This window comes from Microbacterium sp. Root322, from assembly GCF_001425645.1.
GTDB classification, from domain to species: domain Bacteria; phylum Actinomycetota; class Actinomycetes; order Actinomycetales; family Microbacteriaceae; genus Microbacterium; species Microbacterium maritypicum.
In genome coordinates this window covers 1,457,865-1,480,410 of the sequence record NZ_LMCS01000002.1, presented here as the reverse complement: position 1 = coordinate 1,480,410, position 22,546 = coordinate 1,457,865, and the positions used below count along the sequence as shown (strand labels likewise).

Sequence of the window (22,546 nt, the reverse complement as noted above, 5' to 3'; positions counted from 1 at the left end):
GAAGGCCTCGTCCGTCGCACGCGACAGACGAGGCCTTTCCTGTGACCGCTAGGCCTGCGACCGGCGTCGACGCACGATCAGCAGCACGGCACCGCCGAGCAGCAGAGCGATCGCGAGCGCCAGCACCCACGGCGCCAGCAGTCCGCCGGTGAGGGCGAGCGGCGTCAGCACCGGGTTCTCGGTCGAGCTCTTCGGCGGCGTGATCGTCTCACCGCCGGGAGGTGTCGCCGAGCCCACCGCCGCGTTGCGCAGCGTCGCCCCTGCCGCGTCGGCGTGCACCGTCACGGAGTACGTGATCGTGACGCTCTCGCCCTCGGCGAGGCTGCCGGACCAGCGCAGCTGCGTTCCGTCCACGACGGGTGCGGCCACCGTGCGGTCGCCGATGACGGCGGTCGCACCGGGACGGAGGTCGGCGTGCCGCAGCACTCCGGAGAGGTCATCCGCGATGGCGACGTCGTCCAGGCCCGTCTCACCGGTGTTGGTGCCGACGAGCGTGTAGGTGACGACGCTTCCCGTGGCGACGGCCGTGCCCGAGCCGGGATCGGCGGTCTTCGCGAACGTGAAGCCCGGGGTGCCGACCGGGTTCTCGGTCGTCACGGGCGGGGGCGTGATCTCCGCGCCACCGGGCGGGGTGGCGATTCCGGCGACCGTGTTCGCGATCGTCGCACCACCGGCGTCGCCGTTCACCGTCACCGAGTAGGTGATCGTGACGCGCTGACCCACGGCGAGCGCGCCGGACCAGGTGAGCTCGTCACCCTCCACGACAGGCTCCAGAGCGGGTCCGTCGACCACGGTCGCTGCGGCATCGTCGTTGTAGGCGGCGTGGGCGAGAACACCCGACAGGTCGTCGGTGATGCGCACCGGCGCCAACGCCGTCTCACCGGTGTTCACACCGGTCACCGTGTAGGTGATGACGCTGCCGGGGTCGACCCGGGTCCCCGAGGCGGGGTCTGCCGTCTTGCGCAGCTCGAAGCCGGGCTCGTTGACCGGGTTCTCGGTCGTCGCGGGAGGCGTCTCGATCGGAGGCACCCCACCCGGCGGGGTCGCCGAGCCGGAAGCCGAGTTCTCGAGGATCGTCCCCCCGGCATCCGCGTGCACGGTCACCGAGTAGGTGACGGTGACGGTCTCGCCGACCTGGAGGACGCCCGTCCACGAGAGGCGATCGCCGGCCACCGCAGGGGCGGTCGTCGCGGCGGCACCGATCGTCGCGGTCGCGTCGCCGTTGTAGTCGGCATGAGCGAGGACGCCGGAGAGGTCGTCCGTGAGCACGACAGGATCGAGGGCCGTCTCGCCCGTGTTCACACCGGTCACCGTGTAGGTGATGACGCTGCCGGGGTCGACCGCCGTACCCGCTGCCGGGTCGGCGCTCTTCGACACCGAGAATCCGGGCACGTTGACGGCGTTCGTCGTGGTGCCGGGCGGCGGGGTGATGACCGAGCCTCCGGGCGGGGTCGCGGTCGCACTCGCACTGTTCTCGATCACGGAGCCGACGCCGTCGGCGCCGACCGTCACGGAGTACGTGACGATGACGGTCTGACCGACCGCGAGTGCGCCGGACCAGCCGAGCTTCGCGCCGTCGACGGTCACCGCACCGGCGGGCTGCCCGCCGATCACGGCCGCGGCATCGTCGTTGTACGACGCGTACGGCAGCACCTTCGAGAGGTCGTCCGTGATCTCGACCGGGTCGAGAACGGTCTGGCCGGTGTTGACGGCGGTCAACGTGTAGGTGAGCACGTCACCGGGATCCACGGCCGTGCCCGCTTCCGGGTCGACCGTCTTCGCGAACGTGAAGCCGGGCTCGTTGACCGGGTGCTCCGTGGTCGACGGCGGCGGCGTGATCGGCGTGCCCGGCGTGGTGGGGCTGTCCGGGTCGCTCGGGTCCGTCGGGATCAGCGGAGTCGCCGAACCGGTCGCGGTGTTGGCGATCATCTCACCGCCGGCGGTGGCGTCGACCGTCACCGAGTAGGTGATGACGACGTCCTGGCCGGGAAGCAGCACGCCGCTCCACGCGAGGGCACCGTCTGCCACGCTGACGTCGCCGCGAGTGGCCGTCACGTCGTCGTTGTACGACGCATGCGCCAGCGCGCCGCGCAGGTCATCGGCGATCGACGCCGGGTCGAGCACGGTGTCACCCGTGTTGCGACCGGTGACGGTGTAGGTGATCACGCTGCCGGGGTCGACGCGCGAACCCGTCTCGGGGTCGGCCGACTTCGTGACCGTGAAGCCGGGGGTGGCCACCGGGTGCTCCGTGGTCGAAGGCGGCGTCGTCACCGGGGTGCCGGGCGTGGTGGGGCTGTCCGGGTCCGTCGGGTCGGTCGGGATGAGGGGCGTTCCCTCTCCCGTGACGGTGTTGCGCAGCAGCACGCCGGTCGCGTCCTCGTCGACCGTCACCGTGTAGGTGATGTCGACGCGGGCGCCGGGCGCGAGCGCTCCTGTCCAGGTGAGCGTGGTGCCGGTGAGATCGACCGCACCGGTCGAGGCCGACACATCGCCGCCGTACTGGGCGTGTGCGAGCACCGCCGACAGGTCGTCAACGATCGTCGCCGGGTCGAGTGTCGTGTTGCCGGTGTTGACGCCCGAGATCGTGTACGTGATCGTGTCACCCGCGCGCACGGCGGTGCCGGAGGCGGGGTCGGCGGACTTCGTCACCTCGAAGCCGTTGTCGACGACCGGGTGGTTCGTCTCCACGGCCGGCGGGACGATCGGCGTTCCGGGGGTCGTGGGGCTGTCGGGGTCGCTCGGGTCGACCGGGATCCGAGGAGTGGCCGTACCGGTGGCGACGTTGTTCAGCAGCGCCTGCTTCACGCCCGCGTCGACGGTCACCGTGTAGCGGATGGTGACCGACTCGCCCCGGGGCACATCGCCGGTCCAGGTCAGCGTGTTGGCGGTGACGGCGACCGAGCCGCGGTCGGCGGTGACGTCGTCGTTGTAGGCGGCACTGTCGAGCACGCCGGAGAGGTCGTCCACGATCCGGGCCGGGTCGAGGTCGGTGTCGCCGGTGTTGGTGCCGGTGATCGTGTACGTGACGGTGTCTCCGGCGGAGACGGCCGTGCCCGAGGCGGGATCAGCGGACTTGCTGATCGTGAAGCCCGACCCGATGACCGGGTGCTCGGTGGTCGCGGTCGGCGGGACGATCGGCTCGCCCGGCACCTGCGGCCCGGTGGGGTCGCCCGGGTTCGGGGTCGTCGGAGTGGCCGTGCCGCTGACGGTGTTCTGCAGAACCTCGCCAGAAGACGCCGCATCCACGGTCACGGAGTAGGTGATGGTCACGGTCTGCCCGGGCTGGAGCGCGCCGGTCCAGGCGAGGTCGTCACCGGTGATGGTGGCCGCCCCCGTGGTGACGGGCGTGCCGCCGATCGAGGTGGTGACGTCGGAGTTGTACGCGGCGTGCGCGAGCACACCCGACAGGTCGTCGGCGATCGAGGCCGGGTTCAGCACGGTGGCGCCGGTGTTGGTCCCGGTCACCGTGTACTCGATGGTCTGTCCCGGCTCCACGACGGTGCCGGCGGCGGGGCTGGAGCTCTTGGCGACGGTGTAGCCCGCGACAGGGTGCTCGGTCGTGACGGCGGGGGGATCGATCGGGGGGAGACCGCCCGGAGGGGTTCCCGAGGCGGTGACGCTGTTGGCGATCCGCTCTCCTTCGACACCGGCGTCGACGATCACCGAGTAGGTGACGGTGAGTACCTGCCCGGGCTCGAGTGCGCCGGTCCAGGCGAGGTCGTCGCCCGTGACGGTCGCAGCGCCCGAGGCGACGGGCTTTCCATCGATCTTCGTGGCGACATCACCCTGGTACTCGGCGAACGCGAGCACGCCGGACAGGTCGTCGGTCACGCTGACGGGGTCGAGGCGCGTGTTGCCCGTGTTCTCCGCCTCGACGGTGTAGGTGAGGCGCTGACCGGCGTGCACGGCGACGCCGGCTGCGGGGTCGGACGTCTTGCGCAGCGCCAGGTCGGGCGCGAGGCGCACGTTCGTGAACGTGCAGGTGACATCCGTGCCGAGCGAACCGGCAGGCTGCTTCACCTCACCCGATGCCGTCACGGCCACCGGGATCGTGGAGCCGTCGGAATTGACCTGCACGCAATCCAGGGACTCGGCGTAGCGGGTGCGGTCCGTGGTTCCGGATGCGGCCTCGGAGAGGCGGAAGGTGTCGCCCTGGTTGGTGAACACCGGTCCCGCGTAGTCGGGCTGCAGCCCCGCGCGCTCACCGCGCGTGGTGGCGTCGGTCTGCGCGACCTGGTATCCGGCCGGCGACTGCACGCGCAGCGCGAACTGGTCGGTGGCGGCGTGACGCCCCTCGGGAAGGTCCTTCTTCAGGGTGAGGGTGTTCGGGAAGGTGCAGCTCGCCATGTCGGTGGGCGAGAAGCCGGGGGTCGACGTCGAGTTGACGGTCAGCCCGCGCGGAAGATCGACCTCGATGATCCTCGGATCGCTACCGGCGACCGACACGAAGATGTGCCCGAGGTTACCGAAGGCGATGCCGTTGCCCTGCACACCGGCACCCATGTTGTGGACCTGCTTGGCCTCGATGGTCGCGTTGCTCGGCACGAGCGAGGTGGGAAGGTCGGACGAGTAGATGACGTTGTCCGCCACGAGCACGAGCTGACCCGAAGCGCTGAAGGCCATGTCGCCGTTGGCGCCGAACGCGGTGCTGTCAGCGGTCGGGCGGAGCGTGCCGACCTGCACGTAGGCCTGCGGCGTGACGCTCTCGTTCCAGGCGTACAGGTTGATGGCCCCGTCGACGGAAGTACCGCTGGCGAAGTAGTAGACGCCGGTCACCGGGTGCACAGCACCACGGAGCACAGAAGAGTTGAGCGTGAACGTCGTGCGGCTCGTGGAGTCGGTCACGCGATCGTGCTTGGCGAGCACCTTCGAGCCGGCGGCGTTGGTGACCGTGTACGCGTACTGACCGCTGGACGAGATGCCGAGGGCGTTGTTGGAGTAGTCGAGGCCGACCGTGGAGGAGCCCAGCGTGCCGCCGTCGCCCGGTGCACCCTGCTCCTTCACCGTGAACTCGCGCACCTCGGTGGCGTTCTGCACGTACACCGCGCCCGGTGTGCACAGGAACGGACTAGCCGCGGCCGCAGGCGCGGCCGTCAGCGTCCCGCCGACGAACACCATCGACGACGCGACGAGCGCCGTACTCACGGCGCCGCCGATCAGTTTCCTTGCACGGCCCCGCCAGCGGCTCTGCCGCTCGGACGGAAGGCCATCGGCTGTGTGGTCCTTGCGGGCAACACGAAACCCCATGACTGTCTCCCCATTCATCGCTTCACCGCTGCGCGTTCGCACGCGGAAGCCCCCGCCCCCTCAGGCGACCGCCGAGCGTCATTCGGGCATGACGAACTCGATCCGGGACAAGTCCAGCCTGCCCGGCCCCCGACACGCGGCCCCGCCGATCCCGGAGAATTCACCCCGCCTTTTCACCCCACGCAGAAGGGGCGCACCGATGACTCGATACGCCCCCGGCCCCGAGGGGCCTACTGGCGCGAGCCGATCTCGTCTATCGGACGCGTGCGCATGGTCGCCGTGGTCCCGATCCACATCGCCACGAGGGCCAGCGCGCCCATCCCTGCGATGATCGCCAGTGATCCGAGCCCGGGCAGCACGGGCAGCGGCTGCCCTGAGATGCCCATGCTCATGCCGATCAGCGGAGGCAGGGCGACGACCACCCCGAACACCATGGCGATCACCGCGACGAGCACGGCTTCGATCCGCATCATCGAGCGCACCTGCCCTCGCGACGACCCGATCAGCTGCAGCAGTGCCAGTTCGCGCGAGCGCTCGCCCGTCGCCATCACGAGGGTGTTCACCACGGCGATCGCGATGTACCCGAGGATCACCAGCAGCGCGATGAGACCCGTCCACCCGTTCTGGGACTGCGTGGCCGCACCGGCGGCCTCCTGCCCCGACCGGTCGCTCACCAGCAGGCCGCGCGCGCCCAGCGCAGCACGCACCTCGTCCGATGCGCCCTCTTCGACCGTGACGAGTGCGAAGGAATCGAGACCGGTGGTGGTGTGCGCCCTGACCGCGTCGGCGGCCATGGCGAGGTCGCCGAATCCGAGACCCCGCTCGTACACCGCGACGACCGTCGCCGCGAAGGGCGAGCCGTCGCCGAGATGTCCGACGACCGCGCCGCCGATGCCGACCCCGAGCACCTGCGCGGCATCCGTGCTCACCGCGACCGTGGTGGTGCCGTCGAGTTCCGCCAGCGACCCCTCCCGCACGCGCAGATCCAGGGCGTGCGCGACGCTTCGGGGATCCAGGCCCTGCAGCACGTGCTCCGTGCGCTCGAGCTTGCCCTCCAGGTCGTGCGAGTCGAGCACCGCCGTGCTCAGCGCGACCCCCGATGCCTCGCCCACCCCCGGGGTCTCGCGGATCGCGTCGACGGCCTCAGGCGAGAGACCCGTGGGTGCCGTCACGCGCAGGTCGGCGATGACACCGGCACTGGCCTGCGTCGCCGCCTCCGCCGCGATGATCGACGGCGCACCGATCTGCACGAGCCCCAGCCCGATGCCGAGGGCGATCGGCAGGATAGCGGAGGCGAGGCGCCTGCTGTTCGCCGCAGCGTTCGCGGAGGCGAGGAATCCCGCGGATGACATCCGGCGCAGCACGGTTCCGATCAGTCGGACGCTCAGCGACACCAGCCACGGTCCGAGCACCGCGAGCGCGATGATCAGCAGCATGACAGCGCCACCGGCAGCACCGGCGGCGATCTGCCCGCGCACCACGAGCGGCACGGTCGACACCGAGATCCCGGCGGCGGCCAGCACGATTCCGATGATGATGCGCGGCAGGCCGATCGCCGGAGCACCCGTCGTCGACTCCCGCAGAGCCTCGACGGGATCGAGCTTCGCCACCCGAGACGCCGCGATGCGCGCGGCGCCCCAGGCGGAGGCGAGCACGAGCAGCACGGCTCCGACCGCGGGGAGCGGGCCGACGGCCAGCGCGAAATCGCCGGGGATCACGCCGGCTGCCACGAAGGCCGACTGCAGCACGCTCGAGAGCAGGTATCCCGGCGCGATGCCCAGCAGCACGGCGACCACCGAGACCCACAGCACCTCACGGGCGACGAGCGCATGCACCTGGGACGGACTCGCCCCGACCGCCCGCAGCAGCGCGTAGTCACGACGTCGCGACTGCACCGACAGCGACAGGGTGCCCGCCACGATGAACATCGCCACGAGGATGCACGTGCCGACGAATGCGCTGCCGATGGACACGAGCGTCGACCGAGCGGCACCGGAGTCGAGGAACTCGACGTCTCCTCGGGCGTCGCCGGTGCGGGCGCTCAGGCCGGGGAATGCCTCGCGGATCGCGGTCGCCGTCTGCTCGGCATCTGCCCCGGAGACGAAGACGCCGAGCGCCTGTGCAGCGCCCTCGTGCGGGTCGAGCTCGTCGATGCGATTCTCGCTGAGGAACACGTGCGAGGCCCGCTCCGGCGCCTGGGAAGCGACGACCTCGCCGACGACGCGATACTCCGACGGCACGCCGCCGTGAGCCAGGACGACCGTGTCGCCCACGGCATGCCCGCTTCCGGCGGTGACGACGACCTCGTCCGCTGCGGCGGGTTCCTGCCCTTCTCGCAGCTCGAAGCCCGTCAGTGCAGTGGCCGGCCAGGGGTGCGCCTCGATCACGGCGGATCCGGCATCCGCGGCACCGGCTCCCGCATCCTGCCGCACGAGCGGGATGGTGACATCGACCACGACGCGGTCGACTCCGGGGAGGGCGGCGATGCCGCGCACCGCGTCAGCGGGCAGCGGCACGCGCTCCCGCAGCGGAACCGGCAGATCCTCCGGCACATCCACCTGCTGCGGTGCACCGACCACCACGTCGACCGCGGCGTAGCGCTCGGGTGCCAGTCCTCCACGCATGCCGGACTCGACGAGCACGCCGAGCCCCGTCACGAGCGCGCTCGCGACGAACACGGCCACCGCCACCCCGACGAAGCTGTCACGGTGGTGACGAAGGTCAGCACCGACGAGTCGACCCAAGCCCAGAGACGCCGACATCACCATTCCCCCAATGCGCTCATGCGGTCGTTGATCTGGGCCGGGTCGGCGCCGTCGAGGTATCCGGCGAAGGCTCCGTCGGCGAGGAAGATCACCCGATCGGCGTGCGAGGCGACCACCGGGTCGTGCGTCACGACCACGACCGTCTGGTCCAGCTCCCTCGCGGTGTGGGCGAGCAGGTCGAGAACCTGCTTGCCGGAGCGCGAGTCGAGCGCGCCGGTCGGCTCGTCGCCGAACACCACGTGGGGCCGGGTGATGAGCGCGCGTGCGATCGCCACCCGCTGCTGCTGACCGCCGGAGAGCTCGGAAGGACGGCGACGACGGTACTCGGTGAGGCCCACGGCGTCGAGGAGGAAGTCGAGCCACCGGGCTTCGAGCCGGCGACCGCCGAGCCGCAACGGCAGGGTGATGTTGTCCTCGACGTCGAGGGCCGGCAGCAGGTTGTACGCCTGGAACACGAAGCCCACGTGATCGCGCCGGAAGGCTGTGAGCTGTCGCGCCTTCAGCCCCGAGATCTCGGTCCCGCCGAGGTGCACGGTGCCGCTGCTCGGTCGGTCGAGTCCGGCGGCACTGTGCAGCAGCGTGCTCTTGCCCGACCCTGAGGGGCCCATGATCGCCGTGAACGTGCCCTTCGCGATGGCGAGGTCGACGCCCCGCAGAGCCGTGACGCGGCTGGCGCCTGAGCCGTAGGTCTTGACGACGGACTGCAGCCGCAGCGCTTCGGAGGGCCGCGCGTCGACGGCGGGGGCGAGTGGTGTGAAGGTCATGATTCGACGCTAGGGACGGCCGATGCGGCACCCCATCCCGCCCGCTGCCGCATCGATGGTGGTGCTGGCTATACCGTGCCGCCACGAGCCCTCGGGCAGACTGTGAGAGTGAAGGACGGATGGATGCGCCGCTGGCTGCGTGCGTGGGGGTATCTGGCCGTCGAGGCCGGAGTCTCGATCGCCTCGGTGGTGTTCCTCTGCCTGGGGATCGTCCTGCTTCCCTTCATGGCCCTCACCGGCGGCGTGCTGGTGGTGCCCGAGGCCGTGCAGGGCCTGCACCGATGGACGGATCTGAACCGTCGCCGCGTCGGCGCCTACCGGGGCGTGGAGCTGGCACCGATCGGCCATGTGCTTCCGCCGGGGTCGACCATCGACGATCGTCTGCGCTTCGCGTTCTCGCGCGCCACCGGCCGCGACGTGCTGTGGCTCGCGGTGCAGGGGCTGCCCGTGCTGTTCGTGTCGCTGCTGACGATCTCGCTCCCCATCGCCGCGGTCAACACCCTCGCCATCACCTACTACTGGCAGTTCGCACCCGCCGATGATCCGGTCGGTTCGGTCTATCCGGTCACATCGTGGGAACTCGCGGCGACGCAGCCTCTGCTCGCGCTCGGGTATGCGATCGTCGCGGCGTTCCTGATCCCCGCGGTCGCACGGCTGGTGTCGTTCGTGTCGGCGAAGCTCCTCGCGACCCCCGAGAAGTCGCGCCTCGCCGCCCGTGTCGATGCCCTGACCCTCAGCCGTGCCGCGGCGCTCGATGCCCACGCGGCCGAGCTGCGCCGCATCGAGCGCGACCTGCACGACGGCGCGCAGAACCGCCTGGTGAACGTGGTGATGATGCTCGGGATCGCCGAGCGCGCCCAGGAGACCGGGGGCGACGTGCTCGAACCGCTGCGGCGAGCGCAGGATGCGGCGACCGATGCGCTCGCCGGGCTCCGCCGCACGGTGCATGACATCTACCCGCCGATCCTCGACGAGCTGGGTCTGGAAGGGGCGCTGACCTCGCTCGCCGGGCGCAGCGTCGTGCCGTGCACGATCGAGGCGGACGAGGTAGGACGCGTGCCCGCGGCCGTCGAATCGGCCAGCTACTTCGTGGTGGCCGAGGCCCTCACGAACGTCAGCAAGTACAGCGAGGCGACGCGCGCCGCGGTGCGGGTCGTGCGCGAGGGCGAGATCCTGCGCATCACGGTCGAGGACGACGGCGTGGGCGGAGCCGTCGAGCGTCCCGGTGGCGGGGTGGCCGGCATCCGTCGCCGCATCGAGGCCTTCGAGGGTGCGCTGGAGCTGACGAGCCCGGTAGGCGGACCCACCATCCTGAGAGCGGAGCTTCCATGCGGATCGTGATCGCCGAAGACGACACCCTGCTGCGCGAAGGGTTGGCCCTGCTGCTGCGCAGCGAGGGGTTCGAGGTGGTGGCGGCCGTCGACAACGCCGAGGCGTTCCTCGCACGGCTCGACGAGGCGGATGCCGCGGTGGTCGATGTGCGCATGCCGCCCACCTTCACGAGCGAGGGGCTCAAGGCCGCCGCCGAAGCCCGTGCCCGCCGCCCCGGCTTCCCCGTGCTGGTGCTGTCGGCGTATGTCGAGGACCGCTACGCCGGTGAGCTGCTGGCGGCCGGAGCCGACGGACTCGGCTACCTGCTCAAGGAGCGCGTGGGCAAGGTCGCCTCCTTCGTCGACGCCCTGCATCGCGTGGCGGCCGGCGGCACGGTGATGGATCCCGAGGTCATCTCGCAGCTGATGAGCAGGCGTCGCGCCGACGACCCGGTGCAGACGCTCACCCCCCGCGAGCGCGAGGTGCTCGGGCTCATGGCCGAAGGCCTCGACAACGGCACCATCGCCGGGCGACTCTTCGTGACCGAGACCGCGGTGAGCAAGCACATCGGCAACATCTTCGCCAAGCTCGGCCTCGCCTCCAGCGACAGTGGCCACCGGCGCGTGCTCGCCGTGCTCGCCTACCTGCGCAGCTGACCGCGTCCCGCGCCCAGCCCCCCAGCGTCGAGACCCACGCCCATCGCCGATACCCACCGGCGCGGACGCACGCGGGCGTGGGTCTCGACGCGCGCGATGGGTCTCGATGCTTGCTCTCGGAAAAACAAGCCCAGTAATCGGTGTTGCTAAGTACCGGTACTCGGTGTTACTTTGTACCGGTACTCGGCAACACTGAGTACCAACCGACACGAAAGGGGAACCCGATGGGCAAGCAGATGACCGAGATGCTCAAGGGCACTCTGGAGGGCATCGTCCTGGCCCTCCTCGCCGAGCAGCCCGCGTACGGGTACGAGATCACCACACGGCTGCGCGCGCACGGGTTCACCGACACCGCCGAGGGCACCACCTACGCGCTCCTCGTGCGCATCGAGCAGAAGAACCTCGTCGACGTTGAGAAGGTCCCGAGCGAGAAGGGGCCGCCCCGCAAGGTGTACACCCTGAACGCGCAGGGCCGGCAGGAGCTCGAGGAGTTCTGGAAGACCTGGGACTTCCTCGCGCAGCGCATCGCGCAGCTGAAGCAGACCCACACCGACAACAAGAGCAACACCCAGAGCAAGGAGAACTGATCATGGCCGCGAAGTGGATCGAAGCGCTCACCGGATCGCTCGAGGAGAAGAAGCAGTACAAGCAGGCCCAGGCCCGCATCAACGCCCTGCCCGAGCCCTATCGCGAGGTCGCGAAGGCCCAGCAGCGCTACAACATGTACTACGGCGGCGTCACCGACGGCGACATCATCGTGCAGATGTTCCTCGACATCGCCGACCTGTGGGAGCGCGCCGCGATCGACGGCACCCCCGTCAGCGCGATCGTCGGCGACGACCCGGTCGAGTTCGCCGAGAACTACGCGGCGGCCTACGGCGGGCGGCAGTGGATCGACAAGGAGCGCACGCGTCTCATCAAGGCGTTCGACGACGCGAAGAAGAAGGAGCAATCATGACGGATGCAGCCATCTCGGTGCGCGGCATCGAGAAGTCGTACAAAGATCTGCACGTGCTGCGCGGCGTCGACTTCGAGGTGGAGAAGGGCAGCATCTTCGCCCTCCTCGGCTCGAACGGCGCCGGCAAGACCACCGTGGTGCGCATCCTCTCCACCCTGCTGAAGTCGGATGCCGGAACCGCGACCGTGCAGGGCATCGATGTCGCCGCGAACCCGGTGGGCGTGCGTGAGCGCATCAGCCTCACCGGACAGTTCGCCGCGGTCGACGAGATCCTCACCGGACGCGAGAACCTCGTGCTGGTCGCGAAGCTGCGGCACCTGCCAGACGCCGGGAAGGTCGCCGACGACCTGCTGGCGACCTTCCGCCTGACGGATGCCGGCGCCCGCAAGGTCGGCACCTACTCCGGCGGCATGCGTCGCCGCCTCGACATCGCGATGAGCCTGGTCGGACACCCCGAGGTCATCTACCTCGACGAGCCGACCACGGGCCTCGACCCCGAAGCCCGCATCGAAGTGTGGGGCGTGGTCAAGGAACTCGCGAACACGGGCACGACCGTGCTGCTGACCACGCAGTACCTCGACGAGGCCGAACATCTGGCCGACCGCATCGCGATCCTGCACGAGGGCCGCATCATCGCCGGCGGCACACTCGCCGAGCTGAAGAAGCTGCTCCCGGCCGCGAAGGTCGAGTACGTCGAGAAGCAGCCCACTCTGGAGGAGATCTTCCTCACCCTCGTCGGCACCACTTCCAAGAAGGAGGATGCGGCATGACCATGCACTTCGCCGCCGACACGGCGACACTCACCGGCCGCTCCATGCGGCACATCTTCCGCAGCCCCGACACGATCATCACCACGGCGGTCACCCCGATCGCGCTGATGCTCCTCTTCGTCTACGTCTTCGGCGGTGCGCTCCAGCAGAGCACCGGCACCGACAACTACGTGAACTACCTGCTCCCCGGCATCCTGCTCATCGCGATCGCCTCGGGCATCGCGTACACGGCGTTCCGGCTGTTCACCGACATGCAGAGCGGCATCTTCGAGCGGTTCCACTCCATGCCGATCGCCCGATCGAGCGTGCTGTGGGCACACGTGCTCACGTCGCTGACGGCGAACGCCATCACCCTGGCGATCATCTTCGGCGTCGGATTCCTGATGGGTTTCCGCACCGGGGCGAGCTTGTGGGCCTGGCTCGGAGTGATCGGCATCCTGATGCTGTTCACCCTGGCACTCACCTGGCTGGCGATCATCGCGGGTCTGAACGCCAAGACGGTCGACGGCGCGAGTGCGTTCTCGTACCCGCTGATCTTCCTGCCGTTCATCAGCTCGGCGTTCGTGCCGACCGACACCATGCCGGCTCCGGTGCAGTGGTTCGCCGACAACCAGCCCGTCACCTCGATCGTCAACACCGTCCAGGCGTTGTTCGCCGAGAAGCCCGTCGGCTCCGACATCTGGGTGGCCCTCGCCTGGTGCGTCGGCATTCTCGTGGTCGCCTACGTGTTCGCGATCATCTCCTACCGGAAGAAGGTCAGCTGATCTTCACCCAGCGAGACGGGACGCTCCGACCGGGTCACTCGACCCGGCCGGGGCGTTTCGCCGCGCTCGGACGCTCCTCCCGACGCCGAGAGCTCCGCTCCGGAGTGCGCTGACGGTCAGACCGTGCGCAACGCCGAGGTGGGCGACAGCCGCGCGGCACTGATCGCCGGATACAGCCCCGCGATCACGCCGACCACCAGCGCCACGAGCGGGCCGCCGACGAGCACGACGAGGGGTATCGTCGCTGCCTGCCCCTGGATGCCGGCGTAGACGAACACACCCGCGGCACCGAGCAGCAGCCCGGCCAGGCCCCCCAGGCCGCCGAGCACGATCGCCTCCGCCACGAACTGACCCGCGATCTGACCCGAACGCGCGCCGAGCGCCCGTCGGAGTCCGATCTCGCCGCGCCGCTCCAGCACCGCCACCACCATGGTGTTCGCGATGCCGATCCCTCCGACCAGCAGAGCGATCGCCGCAAGTCCGACCGCGAGGCCGGACAGCGAGTCATCCGCGGTGTCCCGCGCCCCGGCGAGGTCGCCGAGTCCGGTCACCTGCACATACGGGGACGACGGATTCGCCGCACGGGCGATCGCATCACGGACCTTCTCGCCCGTGCCCCCGTCGGTCATGCGCACGTAGATCGAGGCGATCGTGTCATCGCCCTCAGCCGACACGTGCTCGGCCGCCCAGTGATCGCCGAGGAACGCGCTCGCGTCGATCGATTCGGCGAGTCCCGCCGAATCGAGGATCCCGATCACGGTGTACCACTGCTCGCCGATCCACACCCGCACACCCGGCTCCGTGATGCCCATGCGCGCAGCCGCAGCCGCCCCCAGCACGGTCACCGGCAGCGAGCGGTCGGTCTCGTCGAACCACGACCCCTTCGCCACCGATCCCTCCACCGACGACAGGAAGTCGGGACTCGCCGCGTACGCGGTCAGTCCGTTGCCCTGGCTCTTCGGCATGAGGTCGTTGCGGTACACACCGGTGCCGTCCGGCACCTTCTCGAGCACCCCGACCTGCTCGACCCCCTTCACCCGTTCGATCATGCCCGCGGCCGTCTCCGGCAGCGCGACTGGCTTGTTGTCCGGCCCGTAGCCCGGCTGCACCACGATCATGTTGGCGCCGAGCGCATCGAGCTTCGCCAGCAGCTCGGCCTGATTCGAGGCGGCGATGCCGGTGATCGCGGTGAGTGCCGCGATCCCCACAGCGACACCGAGCGCCGACAGCGCCGTACGCATCTTGCGGCTGCGCGGTCCGATGAGCGCCGTGCGGATGCTGTCCGCAGCGCTCAGTCGCGGCATCCGCTCTCCCCTCCGCCTCATGCCGCGACCTCTTCCATCTCCGGTGAGCCGGTGTCGCTCACGATGCGCCCGTCGTGGATGCTGACCTGCCGCTGCGTGCGCTCGGCGATGTGCGGATCATGCGTGATGATCACGACCGCGGTACCGGCGCCCGCGATCGAGGTGAGCAGCTCGAGGATGTGCTCGCCCGTCGTCGAGTCGAGCGCGCCCGTGGGCTCATCGGCGAAGAGCACCGACGGGTTCCCGACGATCGCCCGGGCGATCGCGACCCGCTGCTGCTCGCCGCCCGAGAGCTGACCCGGCCGGTGCTTCATCCGAGCGCCGAGGCCGACCCGCTCCAGGGCCGCAGCCGCCCGCACCGAGCGCTCCGTCGCGGGGACTCCCGAATAGAGGAGCCCGAGTGCGACGTTGTCGAGCGCACTGAGCGCCGGCAGCAGGAAGAACTGCTGGAACACGAATCCGATGCGGCGAGCGCGCAGGACCGCCCGGTCTCGTTCGGCGAGGACTGCGGCATCCGTCCCATCGATCAGCACGGTGCCACTGGTGGGGTCGTCGAGGGTTCCCATGATCGAGAGCATCGTGCTCTTTCCCGATCCGGATGCTCCGACCACGGCCACCAGCTCGCCGCTCTCGATCGCGAGGCTCATGCCGTGCAGCACGCGCAGCGGCGGGCTGCCCGGGTACTCCTTGATCACGTCGACCAGCTCGACCACGGTGTCCGGCGTCATCGCGCCACCACCACGGCATCGCCGGCGGCGAGGTCGCCGCCCGTGACCTGCACCTTGGTGTCGGCGATCAGTCCGACCTCCACGGCGACGCGCACGATCTTGCCGCCCTTGCGCAGCACGTCGACCGCGTAGCCTCCGTCGGTCGTCGCGACCAGGGCGGTCACCGGCACGACCAGGGCGTCCTTCACCTCGGAGGTGGCGAACACGACCTTGACCGCACGCAGCCCGATCCCCTCCGCCACAGCGGGATCGTCGAACTCGACGTTCGCGGTGGCCGGCGTGGTCTCCCCCTCCTTCTCGGTCGGCTGACCGCCCGGGTCGACGGCGGTCACCGTCGCCGGCACCTCCGTGCCGTCCGGGAGGACCACGGTCACCCGGGTCGCGGGCAGGATCTCACGCGCTTGCGCATCGGTGAGCTTGGCGACGACCCGCAAAGTGGTGCTGGTGTACTTCAGCGGACTCGTGCCCGCCGGGTCGCCCAGCTGCGCCGTGACCGACTCGACACGCACCGAAGAGGCGGTGATCGCGACGACGTCGCCCAACTTCACGATGCCGTCCTGCGGCACGCCGAGCGACTTCTGCCAGGCCTTGACGTTGGTCTCGGTGACCGCGGTGAACTCGTCGTCCACCGTCAGGTTCCTGCCGAAGCCGAGGTCGGCGAGAGCCTGCTCGAGCTGTCGGACATCGGGACCCTTGTCGACGCCGACGCCGAGGTCGCGCCAGAATGGGCGGTCGCCGCGCATCGCGATCACGGGCCTCCCGTCGACCTCGTAGATCGCCTGGCCGACACCGATCACATCTCCCGCGGTCGGCAGGCGCGTGATCGTTCCGCCACGACCCGGCAGGGCGATCGACGCGCCGTAGCTCAGGGTTCCGTTCAGTCGCAGATCGGACGTGAGCGTCGTGAGCTCGGCCTTCGCGGTGATCGGCTTCTTGCCGTCATCCGGAGACTCGGCGACCGAGCTCCACGGCTGCAGCACCGCCAGCGCCACTGCGGCGGCCACGAGCAGGACCCCGACCGGCACCAGCACCTTCGTCAGTCGGCGGCTCATTCGTCGCCTCCCGAGGGGAGGGTGGACGCCGCCGCGAACATGCCGTCGAAGAACTCCCCCATCAGCGCGAACCAGTCGAAGTCGGCCGCCTCGATGCTCTCCTGCGTGAACATGGGCGGCATCTCTCCCGTGGTCTCCGCGCACGCCTCGAGAAGGGTGCGCGCCTCGTCTTCGGTGATCCCCGTGGGCAACGTGAGCATGCCGTCGGCGTCGGGATCGGCGAAGTCGGTGAAGCCGTTCTCCCTGGCGCACGAGGCGAACGCGAGTCCTGCCTCGGCGAGCTCCTCGGGAGAGATCATCTGGGTCTGCGCCCCTTCCTTCATCGAGACGTCGGGCTCCGGCTGGGTGAACTCGGGGACCTCCTGCTCGCAGGTCTCCCAGGCGGCGCGCTGGCCTCCCTCCTCCGGATAGCCGGATGCCGCGGTCGAGGCGAGCCACGCGCCGTCGTCGTCGGAGAAGAACATCGTCATGGGCATCTCCTCGCCCTCGCCGACACTGATCGATGCGGAGCTGTCGCTGAGCGTGCCCATGGATCCCCCGCCGTCGACATCCGGCATCAGCAGACCCACCTGGCCGCCTTCGAGGATCTTCGCCGTCTGGCCTTCGTCGGTCAGGCAGGTCACGAACCGGGCAGCGGCCGCATCGTTCGCGCCATCCTTCGCCTTGTCGTCTCCGGAGGGGGCGCTGCAGGCCGAGAGCGCGAAGAGCGCGAAGACAGCGGGCATCACCACCATGGAACGGCGTGCTTTCGAGTCGAACATGACTTTCCCTTTCTCGCGGTCGCAGTTCATCCGCGACGTGCAGTCAGTTCTACGGATGCGCTGGTTTGCTGGGGGTATGACGCCGCCTAACCGGAAACTAACCGTGCAGCGCGCACCCTCGGAGACGGGAGGTGCCATGCGACTGCTGCTGGTGGAAGACGAGGTCGATCTGGCCGATACCCTCGCCGATGGCCTGCGCCGCGAGGGCTACCTGGTGGATGTCGCACGCGACGGGGCGAGCGCCCTGACCGCCGCCGCGTCGAACGATGTGGACGTGATCGTGCTCGACCGCGACCTACCGGTGCTGAGCGGCGATGCCGTATGCCGCACACTCGTGGCGCAGGAGTATCCGGCGCGCATCCTCATGCTCACCGCGGCCGGCACTCTCAACGACCGCGTCGAGGGTCTCGATCTCGGCGCCGACGACTACCTCGCCAAGCCGTTCGCGTACGTCGAGCTGCTGGCCCGCCTGCGCGCTCTCGGTCGCCGCGGACAGTCGACGCGGGCGAGTGCGGTCCTGGAGTTCGCGGGCGTGCGCCTCGACGTCGTGCGCCGCATCGTGGAGCGGGACGGCAGCCCGATCCGGCTCACGCTCAAGGAGTTCGGGGTGCTCGAGACGCTGCTCGCCGCGGAGGGCGGCTACGTCAGCGCCGACGATCTGCTCGACGAGGTGTGGGACGAACCTCTCGAGCGCACCCGTGGCGTGGTCAAGATCGTGGTGCACACGCTGCGACGCAAACTCGGCTCACCCGCGGTCATCCACTCCGCGGCGGGGCACGGCTATCGAGTGGGGACGCAATGAGACGCATGAGCTTCCGCACCCGACTGGTGATCATCATCGCCGGAGTCTTCATCGCCGCGGGCGCCGCCCTGCTCACGGTGCAGTATCTGGTGGTGCAGTCGCTGTTCGCCTCCGCGATCAACACGACCGCAGCGACCTGCGTGCCGTCGATGTCGATCACTCAGATCTCGCAGGAGGCAAGCGCGACCGACCCCGAGGGCGTCTCGCCCTTCACCGACAGCAGCGCTCTCCTCTACGGGGACAGCAGCACCGGATGCGCGTACTTCGCAGAGACCGCCGATGCCGCCGGGCTCCCGGCGGCCACTCCGATGCAGACGGTGACGATCGACGCCGTCGAGGGCGCGGTGCTGCAACAGTCGACGTTCCTCGCGGATGAGGTCGGCGGCGGGCTGCTGTTGTGGTCGGTCGTGGTGCTCGTGGCCTTCACCGGTGTCGCCGCCGCGATCGCGTTCTGGCTCGCGCGACGCTCCCTCGACCGGATCGGGGAGGTCACCGCCGCGGCGCGGGACATCTCGGAGCGCGACCTCGGGCGCCGGCTCGACCTGCCTGGTCCCGACGACGAGATCAAGGAGCTGGGCGACACGATCGACGGGATGCTGGACCGGCTGCAGTCGGCGTTCACCGCGCAGGATCGCTTCGTGGCGAACGCCTCGCACGAGTTGCGCACCCCGCTGACCACGACCAGGACGGCCCTGGAGATCCCGCTCGAACAGGGCGCGGTGCCGGCAGACCTGCAGGCGAACATGCAGCGCGCCCTCCGCGCCACCGAGCAGAGCGAGCGCCTCATCACGGCCCTGCTCTCCCTCGCCCGAGCCCGCACCGGGCTGGACGAGGTCGAACCCGTCGAGCTGCGCACCCTCATCGAAGGCGAGGTCGAAGACCTCGGCGCCGGGGAGATCGCGGTGCACGCGAATCTGCGCGAGCTCACGGTCGATGGCGACACGGTGCTGCTGGCCAGGGCCGTGCGCAACCTGCTCGAGAACGCCATCCGCCACAACGTGCCGGATGGCGAACTGTGGGTGCGGTGCCGACGCGAGCGTGGTCGTGCCATCATCGAGGTCGAGAACACCGGGGCGCTGATCACTCCCGCCACCGTGGAGCTGCTCACCGAGCCGTTCTATCGTGGCGACGCGAGCCGCACCTCCACCGGCCCCGACGGCACCGGGCTGGGGCTCGCGATCGTGCAGAGCATCGCGAAGACCCACGGCGGCGAAGTTCGCCTGCGAGCCCGCAAGGGCGGCGGCCTGATCGCCGCGATCGTCCTCCCGCTCTGAGACCGTCGTACCGGCGCCAGAACGCAGAAGCTCCGGTCGCACTTCCTGCCGCCCGGCGGACCGGGAAGCGGCAGCAAGTGCGACCGGAGCGAACCTCTGAGAGGCGTGTGTGTGAGGCGGGTCAGCTGGTGACGGTCCAGTCGAACTGGTCGCCGTACTCCTTCAGCCATGCGTCGACCGCATCCGCTTCCTTGCCCTCGCCGTACTCGTTGACCACGAGGTCCTCGAGCGCGCCGTACTGTGCGTCGTCGAGCTTGATCTTCTCGATCAGCTCAGCGGCCTCGGGGAACTCCTCGGCGAAGCCCTTGGTGCCCAGGAAGTGCAGGCCCTCGGCCTTGCCCATCGCGCCCTTCGGGTCTTCGAGGTCCTTCATGGCGAAGGCATCGTTGGCCCAGAACGGACGCCACAGCGTGACAACGAGGTCTTCCTGCTTGTCGGTCGCGGTCTTCAGCTCGGTGAGCATCGCCGCGGTCGACGAGGTGACGAGCTGGTACTCGCCGTCGAGGCCGTACTCGGGGATCATCTTCTCGGTCTGGGCGGTGAGGCCCGCACCCGGCTCGATCCCGATGATCTTGCCGTCGAACTCCGCACCCTTGCCCTTGAGGTCCTCGATCGAGTTCAGCTCGGAGTACTCCGGCACCGCGATCGTGAGCTTGGCGTTGTCGTAGTACGTGCCGATGTCCTCGATGTCGTCGCCGTACTTCTCCATGTACGTGGCGTGGGTGAGCTCGGGCCAGGCCGACGGGTACATGTCGACATCACCCTGCGCGAGGCCGGTGTAGAGCGGGCCCGCCTCGGTGAGCGTCTTCATCTCGACCGTGTACCCGATCTTCTCGAGCTGGTCCTGCAGCAGGTATGCGGTGCTCAGGCCGTCGGTCCACGAGGGCAGGAAGCCCAGGGTGATCGTGCCCTTGCCGTCGGCGTTGCTGTCGCCGCCCGTGCCACCGGCGCCGTCACCGCTGCATCCCGCGAGGGTGAGGGATGCAGCGATGCCGACTGCTGTGATTGCGAGGATCTTCTTCTTCATGTGATTTCTCTCTCTCGGTTCCGTATGTGTGTTGTTCCGTAGGGGTGAAACTCTCAGTGCACTCCGCCGCCGACGGCGTTGCGGCGAGGCGAGGTCGCAGCGCGCTCCGCCTCGTCCGCGGCATCCTGCTGCGCGGTGACCTCGGGGGCGGGGGCGGATGCTGTTACGCCACCACCGTCGCGCGGCGTGCGGCGCCGCGCGAGCATGCCCAGCAGCGAGGAGCGGTTCTCGCCCGGTGCGCCCAGCGCTGCGGTGACGCGGTCGAGGAAGACGGCGATCAGCACGACGCCGAGACCGGCCTCGACACCCTTGGGGATGTTGATGGTCGAGATCGCCTCGACCACCATCTTCCCGAGGCCGTCCGCACCCGCCATTCCGGCGATGACCGCCATCGACAGGGCGAGCATGATGACCTGGTTGACGCCGGCCATGATGGTCGGCATCGCGAGGGGGAGCTGGATGCCGCGCAGGATCTGACCCGGCTTGGCACCGAACGCGTGTCCGGCCTCGACGGTCTCGGAGTCGACACCGCGGATGCCGAGCTCGGTCAGTCGCACGCCCGGGGGCAGCGCGAAGATCACGGTGGCCACGAGGCCCGGCACCACGCCGATGCCGAAGAACACGATCGCCGGGATCAGGTACACGAACGCCGGCATGGTCTGCATGAAGTCGAGCACGGGCTTGAGCACCGCGCGCACGGTCGCGTTGCGTGCCGACCAGATGCCCAGCGGCACGGCGATCAGCACCGCGATCACGGCGGCGACGAGCACGAGCGCGAGGGTCTGCATGGCGGGGATCCACAGATCCATCGCCACGATCAGGCCGAAGGAGACGACCGTTCCGATCGCGAGCTGCCACGAGCGCACGACCCAGGCGATGAGCGCGGCGATCACGATGATGACCGCGAAGTGCGGGGTCAGCAACATGCGCGTGAGGCCGTCGACGAGGAAGCTCATCACGAACGAGATCACGTCGAGCAGACCGTCGAGGTTGTCCTTGATCCAGTCGACGCCGGATTCGATCCAGGTTCCGACGGGGATGCGGAAGTCGTCCATCAGCGCACCTCCTCCGTGGTCGGGGCATCGGCCGGGTCGGCGGTCCACCCGTCATCGAGCACGGCATCGATCTCGGCCTGCGGCATCGGCATCAGCGGGAGGGTGATCTCCTCGGTCGCTCCGGGGCCGGGGCCGAGGGCGGCGAGTAGGGTCACACGCGGGATCACGCCCACCAGACGGCCGTCGGCATCGGTCACCGCGAGCGGCAGCGGCGACTCGACGGCGGGGACGAACAGGTTCATCAGCACCTCGTCCTCGCGCACGCTCTGCAGCACGGGCTTGAGGATCGAGTCGAGAGTGGTCGCGCCGTTGCGCACGAGCTTGACCGCATCCCGGTCGGTGACGACACCGACGAGCTGGCGGTCGCGACCGACCACGTAGGTCGCCGACATGTACGCATCGCGCATCTGGCGCAGCGCGGTGCGCGGACCTGCGGTGTGCGGCACGACGGGGCGCGGGCGCTCCATCACGTTCGCGGCGGTGAGCACGCGAGCGCGGTCGACGTCCTGCACGAACTGCTCGACGTAGTCGTTGGCCGGGTCCATCAGGATGTCCTCGGGGGTGCCGATCTGCACGATGCGGCCGTCGCGCATCACGGCGATCCGGTCGCCGAGGAACATGGCCTCGTTCAGGTCGTGCGTGATGAAGACGATCGTCTTCTGCAGCTTCTGCTGCAGTTCGAGCAACTGCTCCTGCATCTCGCGACGGATAAGCGGGTCGAGCGCACTGAATGCCTCGTCCATCAGCAGGATGTCGCTGTCGGCGGCGAGCGCACGGGCGATCCCCACGCGCTGCTGCATGCCACCGGAAAGCTCGGACGGGAGCTTCTCGCCCTGGCCCTCGAGACCCACCAGGGACAGGATCTCCTCGGCCTTGGCCAGGCGCTCGACCTTGCCGACGCCCTTCAGCTCGAGCGGGTAGGCGACGTTCGCGGCGACGGAGCGGTGCGGCAGCAGGGCGAAGTGCTGGAAGACCATCGAGATGCGGTCGCGACGGATCTCGCGGAGCTTCGACGACGGAATGCCCGTGATGGGATCGCCGTTCACCGTGACGGTTCCGGAGGTGACATCGTGCAGCCCGTTGAGCATGCGGATGATGGTGGACTTGCCCGATCCGGACAGCCCCATGATGACGAAGATCTCACCGCGGTTGACGGTGAAGCTGGCGTCGATGACCGCTGCGGTACCGGCATCCGCGACGGCGGCGCGGCTCTCACCGGCTTTCAACCGACGGACGGCGGTGCTCGGATTCTTACCGAAAACCTTGTACAGATTGCGCGCTTCGAGAGCGATTTCGGACACGTTTCCC

Annotated in this window: 18 protein-coding genes; 8 read left to right on the top strand and 10 right to left on the bottom strand. The window is 69.4% G+C overall.

The window, feature by feature from the left end:
- Positions 1-48 precede the first annotated feature (48 nt).
- From ASC55_RS12025 to ASC55_RS12015, 3 genes are all read right to left on the bottom strand, one after another.
- Positions 49-5,145, bottom strand: a complete 5,097-nt coding sequence (locus tag ASC55_RS12025; protein ID WP_055875721.1) for a beta strand repeat-containing protein — start codon at positions 5,143-5,145, stop codon at positions 49-51.
- Positions 5,146-5,477: 332 nt separating this feature from the next.
- Complete coding sequence (locus ASC55_RS12020; RefSeq protein WP_162243054.1) at positions 5,478-8,009, bottom strand: ABC transporter permease; 2,532 nt, start codon at positions 8,007-8,009, stop codon at positions 5,478-5,480.
- On the bottom strand, positions 8,009-8,776 hold the full coding sequence (locus tag ASC55_RS12015) for an ABC transporter ATP-binding protein (RefSeq protein WP_055871887.1): 768 nt from the start codon (positions 8,774-8,776) through the stop codon (positions 8,009-8,011). Before ASC55_RS12015 ends, ASC55_RS12020 begins: the two co-directional genes overlap by 1 nt.
- Positions 8,777-8,884: 108 nt before the next feature.
- On the opposite strand from ASC55_RS12015, the gene ASC55_RS12010 reads away from it, so the two are divergent.
- From ASC55_RS12010 to ASC55_RS11985, 6 genes are all read left to right on the top strand, one after another.
- On the top strand, positions 8,885-10,117 hold the full coding sequence (locus tag ASC55_RS12010; protein WP_235563360.1) for a sensor histidine kinase: 1,233 nt from the start codon (positions 8,885-8,887) through the stop codon (positions 10,115-10,117).
- The gene (locus ASC55_RS12005; RefSeq protein WP_055871880.1) at positions 10,105-10,743 is read left to right on the top strand and encodes a response regulator; all 639 of its coding nucleotides are present in this window, start codon (positions 10,105-10,107) and stop codon (positions 10,741-10,743) included. The genes ASC55_RS12010 and ASC55_RS12005 overlap by 13 nt, the downstream gene beginning before the upstream one ends.
- Before the next feature lie 224 nt (positions 10,744-10,967).
- The gene (locus ASC55_RS12000) at positions 10,968-11,330 is read left to right on the top strand and encodes a PadR family transcriptional regulator (protein WP_055875716.1); all 363 of its coding nucleotides are present in this window, start codon (positions 10,968-10,970) and stop codon (positions 11,328-11,330) included.
- A gap of 2 nt (positions 11,331-11,332) precedes the next feature.
- Positions 11,333-11,701 carry a DUF1048 domain-containing protein gene (locus tag ASC55_RS11995; protein ID WP_017830056.1) on the top strand — a complete coding sequence of 123 codons (369 nt, stop codon included), beginning with the start codon at positions 11,333-11,335 and terminating at the stop codon, positions 11,699-11,701.
- On the top strand, positions 11,698-12,471 hold the full coding sequence (locus ASC55_RS11990) for an ABC transporter ATP-binding protein (protein WP_055875713.1): 774 nt from the start codon (positions 11,698-11,700) through the stop codon (positions 12,469-12,471). Before ASC55_RS11995 ends, ASC55_RS11990 begins: the two co-directional genes overlap by 4 nt.
- Entirely contained in the window at positions 12,468-13,235 is a 768-nt protein-coding gene (locus ASC55_RS11985; protein ID WP_055875710.1) for an ABC transporter permease, read from the top strand. Before ASC55_RS11990 ends, ASC55_RS11985 begins: the two co-directional genes overlap by 4 nt.
- A 116-nt stretch (positions 13,236-13,351) precedes the next feature.
- Here ASC55_RS11985 and ASC55_RS11980 read toward each other — a convergent pair whose 3' ends face one another.
- The 4 genes from ASC55_RS11980 to ASC55_RS11965 are packed head-to-tail and all read right to left on the bottom strand — an operon-like array spanning position 13,352 to position 17,044.
- The gene (locus ASC55_RS11980) at positions 13,352-14,539 is read right to left on the bottom strand and encodes an ABC transporter permease (protein WP_055875709.1); all 1,188 of its coding nucleotides are present in this window, start codon (positions 14,537-14,539) and stop codon (positions 13,352-13,354) included.
- A gap of 17 nt (positions 14,540-14,556) precedes the next feature.
- On the bottom strand, positions 14,557-15,267 hold the full coding sequence (locus tag ASC55_RS11975) for an ABC transporter ATP-binding protein (protein WP_055871860.1): 711 nt from the start codon (positions 15,265-15,267) through the stop codon (positions 14,557-14,559).
- Positions 15,264-16,319, bottom strand: coding sequence for a peptidoglycan-binding protein (locus ASC55_RS11970; RefSeq protein ID WP_055871857.1), 1,056 nt, complete (start codon positions 16,317-16,319; stop codon positions 15,264-15,266). The genes ASC55_RS11975 and ASC55_RS11970 overlap by 4 nt, the downstream gene beginning before the upstream one ends.
- Positions 16,316-17,044: a hypothetical protein gene (locus tag ASC55_RS11965; RefSeq protein ID WP_157559442.1), complete on the bottom strand. Its 729-nt coding sequence runs from the start codon at positions 17,042-17,044 to the stop codon at positions 16,316-16,318. The genes ASC55_RS11970 and ASC55_RS11965 overlap by 4 nt, the downstream gene beginning before the upstream one ends.
- 172 nt (positions 17,045-17,216) lie before the next feature.
- On the opposite strand from ASC55_RS11965, the gene ASC55_RS11960 reads away from it, so the two are divergent.
- Positions 17,217-17,882 carry a response regulator transcription factor gene (locus tag ASC55_RS11960; RefSeq protein ID WP_055871851.1) on the top strand — a complete coding sequence of 222 codons (666 nt, stop codon included), beginning with the start codon at positions 17,217-17,219 and terminating at the stop codon, positions 17,880-17,882.
- Positions 17,883-17,887: 5 nt separating this feature from the next.
- Complete coding sequence (locus ASC55_RS11955) at positions 17,888-19,156, top strand: sensor histidine kinase (RefSeq protein WP_055875703.1); 1,269 nt, start codon at positions 17,888-17,890, stop codon at positions 19,154-19,156.
- Between the two features lie 121 nt (positions 19,157-19,277).
- Here the strand turns inward: ASC55_RS11955 and ASC55_RS11950 are convergent, their stop codons facing one another.
- Genes ASC55_RS11950 through ASC55_RS11940 form a run of 3 tightly spaced genes read right to left on the bottom strand, consistent with a single transcriptional unit; the run spans position 19,278 to position 22,539 of the window.
- Positions 19,278-20,183, bottom strand: a complete 906-nt coding sequence (locus ASC55_RS11950) for a glycine betaine ABC transporter substrate-binding protein (RefSeq protein WP_055875699.1) — start codon at positions 20,181-20,183, stop codon at positions 19,278-19,280.
- A 53-nt stretch (positions 20,184-20,236) separates the two neighbouring features.
- Complete coding sequence (locus tag ASC55_RS11945) at positions 20,237-21,238, bottom strand: ABC transporter permease (protein ID WP_055875697.1); 1,002 nt, start codon at positions 21,236-21,238, stop codon at positions 20,237-20,239.
- Positions 21,238-22,539 carry a quaternary amine ABC transporter ATP-binding protein gene (locus ASC55_RS11940; protein WP_017830050.1) on the bottom strand — a complete coding sequence of 434 codons (1,302 nt, stop codon included), beginning with the start codon at positions 22,537-22,539 and terminating at the stop codon, positions 21,238-21,240. The genes ASC55_RS11945 and ASC55_RS11940 overlap by 1 nt, the downstream gene beginning before the upstream one ends.
- Positions 22,540-22,546 lie beyond the last annotated feature (7 nt).

Excerpts from the sequence above, each read along its gene's own strand:
- ASC55_RS11995 (WP_017830056.1), top strand. The coding sequence starts at position 11,333 with ATGGCCGCGAAGTGGATCGAAGCGCTCACCGGATCGCTCGAGGAGAAG.
- ASC55_RS11980 (WP_055875709.1), bottom strand. The coding sequence starts at position 14,539 with ATGCCGCGACTGAGCGCTGCGGACAGCATCCGCACGGCGCTCATCGGA.
- ASC55_RS11945 (WP_055875697.1), bottom strand. The coding sequence starts at position 21,238 with ATGGACGACTTCCGCATCCCCGTCGGAACCTGGATCGAATCCGGCGTC.
- ASC55_RS12020 (WP_162243054.1), bottom strand. The coding sequence starts at position 8,009 with ATGTCGGCGTCTCTGGGCTTGGGTCGACTCGTCGGTGCTGACCTTCGT.
- ASC55_RS11990 (WP_055875713.1), top strand. The coding sequence starts at position 11,698 with ATGACGGATGCAGCCATCTCGGTGCGCGGCATCGAGAAGTCGTACAAA.
- ASC55_RS11965 (WP_157559442.1), bottom strand. The coding sequence starts at position 17,044 with ATGCCCGCTGTCTTCGCGCTCTTCGCGCTCTCGGCCTGCAGCGCCCCC.
- ASC55_RS11970 (WP_055871857.1), bottom strand. The coding sequence starts at position 16,319 with ATGAGCCGCCGACTGACGAAGGTGCTGGTGCCGGTCGGGGTCCTGCTC.
- ASC55_RS11985 (WP_055875710.1), top strand. The coding sequence starts at position 12,468 with ATGACCATGCACTTCGCCGCCGACACGGCGACACTCACCGGCCGCTCC.
- ASC55_RS11950 (WP_055875699.1), bottom strand. The coding sequence starts at position 20,183 with ATGAAGAAGAAGATCCTCGCAATCACAGCAGTCGGCATCGCTGCATCC.
- ASC55_RS11960 (WP_055871851.1), top strand. The coding sequence starts at position 17,217 with ATGCGACTGCTGCTGGTGGAAGACGAGGTCGATCTGGCCGATACCCTC.
- ASC55_RS12005 (WP_055871880.1), top strand. The coding sequence starts at position 10,105 with ATGCGGATCGTGATCGCCGAAGACGACACCCTGCTGCGCGAAGGGTTG.
- ASC55_RS12000 (WP_055875716.1), top strand. The coding sequence starts at position 10,968 with ATGGGCAAGCAGATGACCGAGATGCTCAAGGGCACTCTGGAGGGCATC.
- ASC55_RS11975 (WP_055871860.1), bottom strand. The coding sequence starts at position 15,267 with ATGACGCCGGACACCGTGGTCGAGCTGGTCGACGTGATCAAGGAGTAC.
- ASC55_RS12015 (WP_055871887.1), bottom strand. The coding sequence starts at position 8,776 with ATGACCTTCACACCACTCGCCCCCGCCGTCGACGCGCGGCCCTCCGAA.
- ASC55_RS11955 (WP_055875703.1), top strand. The coding sequence starts at position 17,888 with ATGAGCTTCCGCACCCGACTGGTGATCATCATCGCCGGAGTCTTCATC.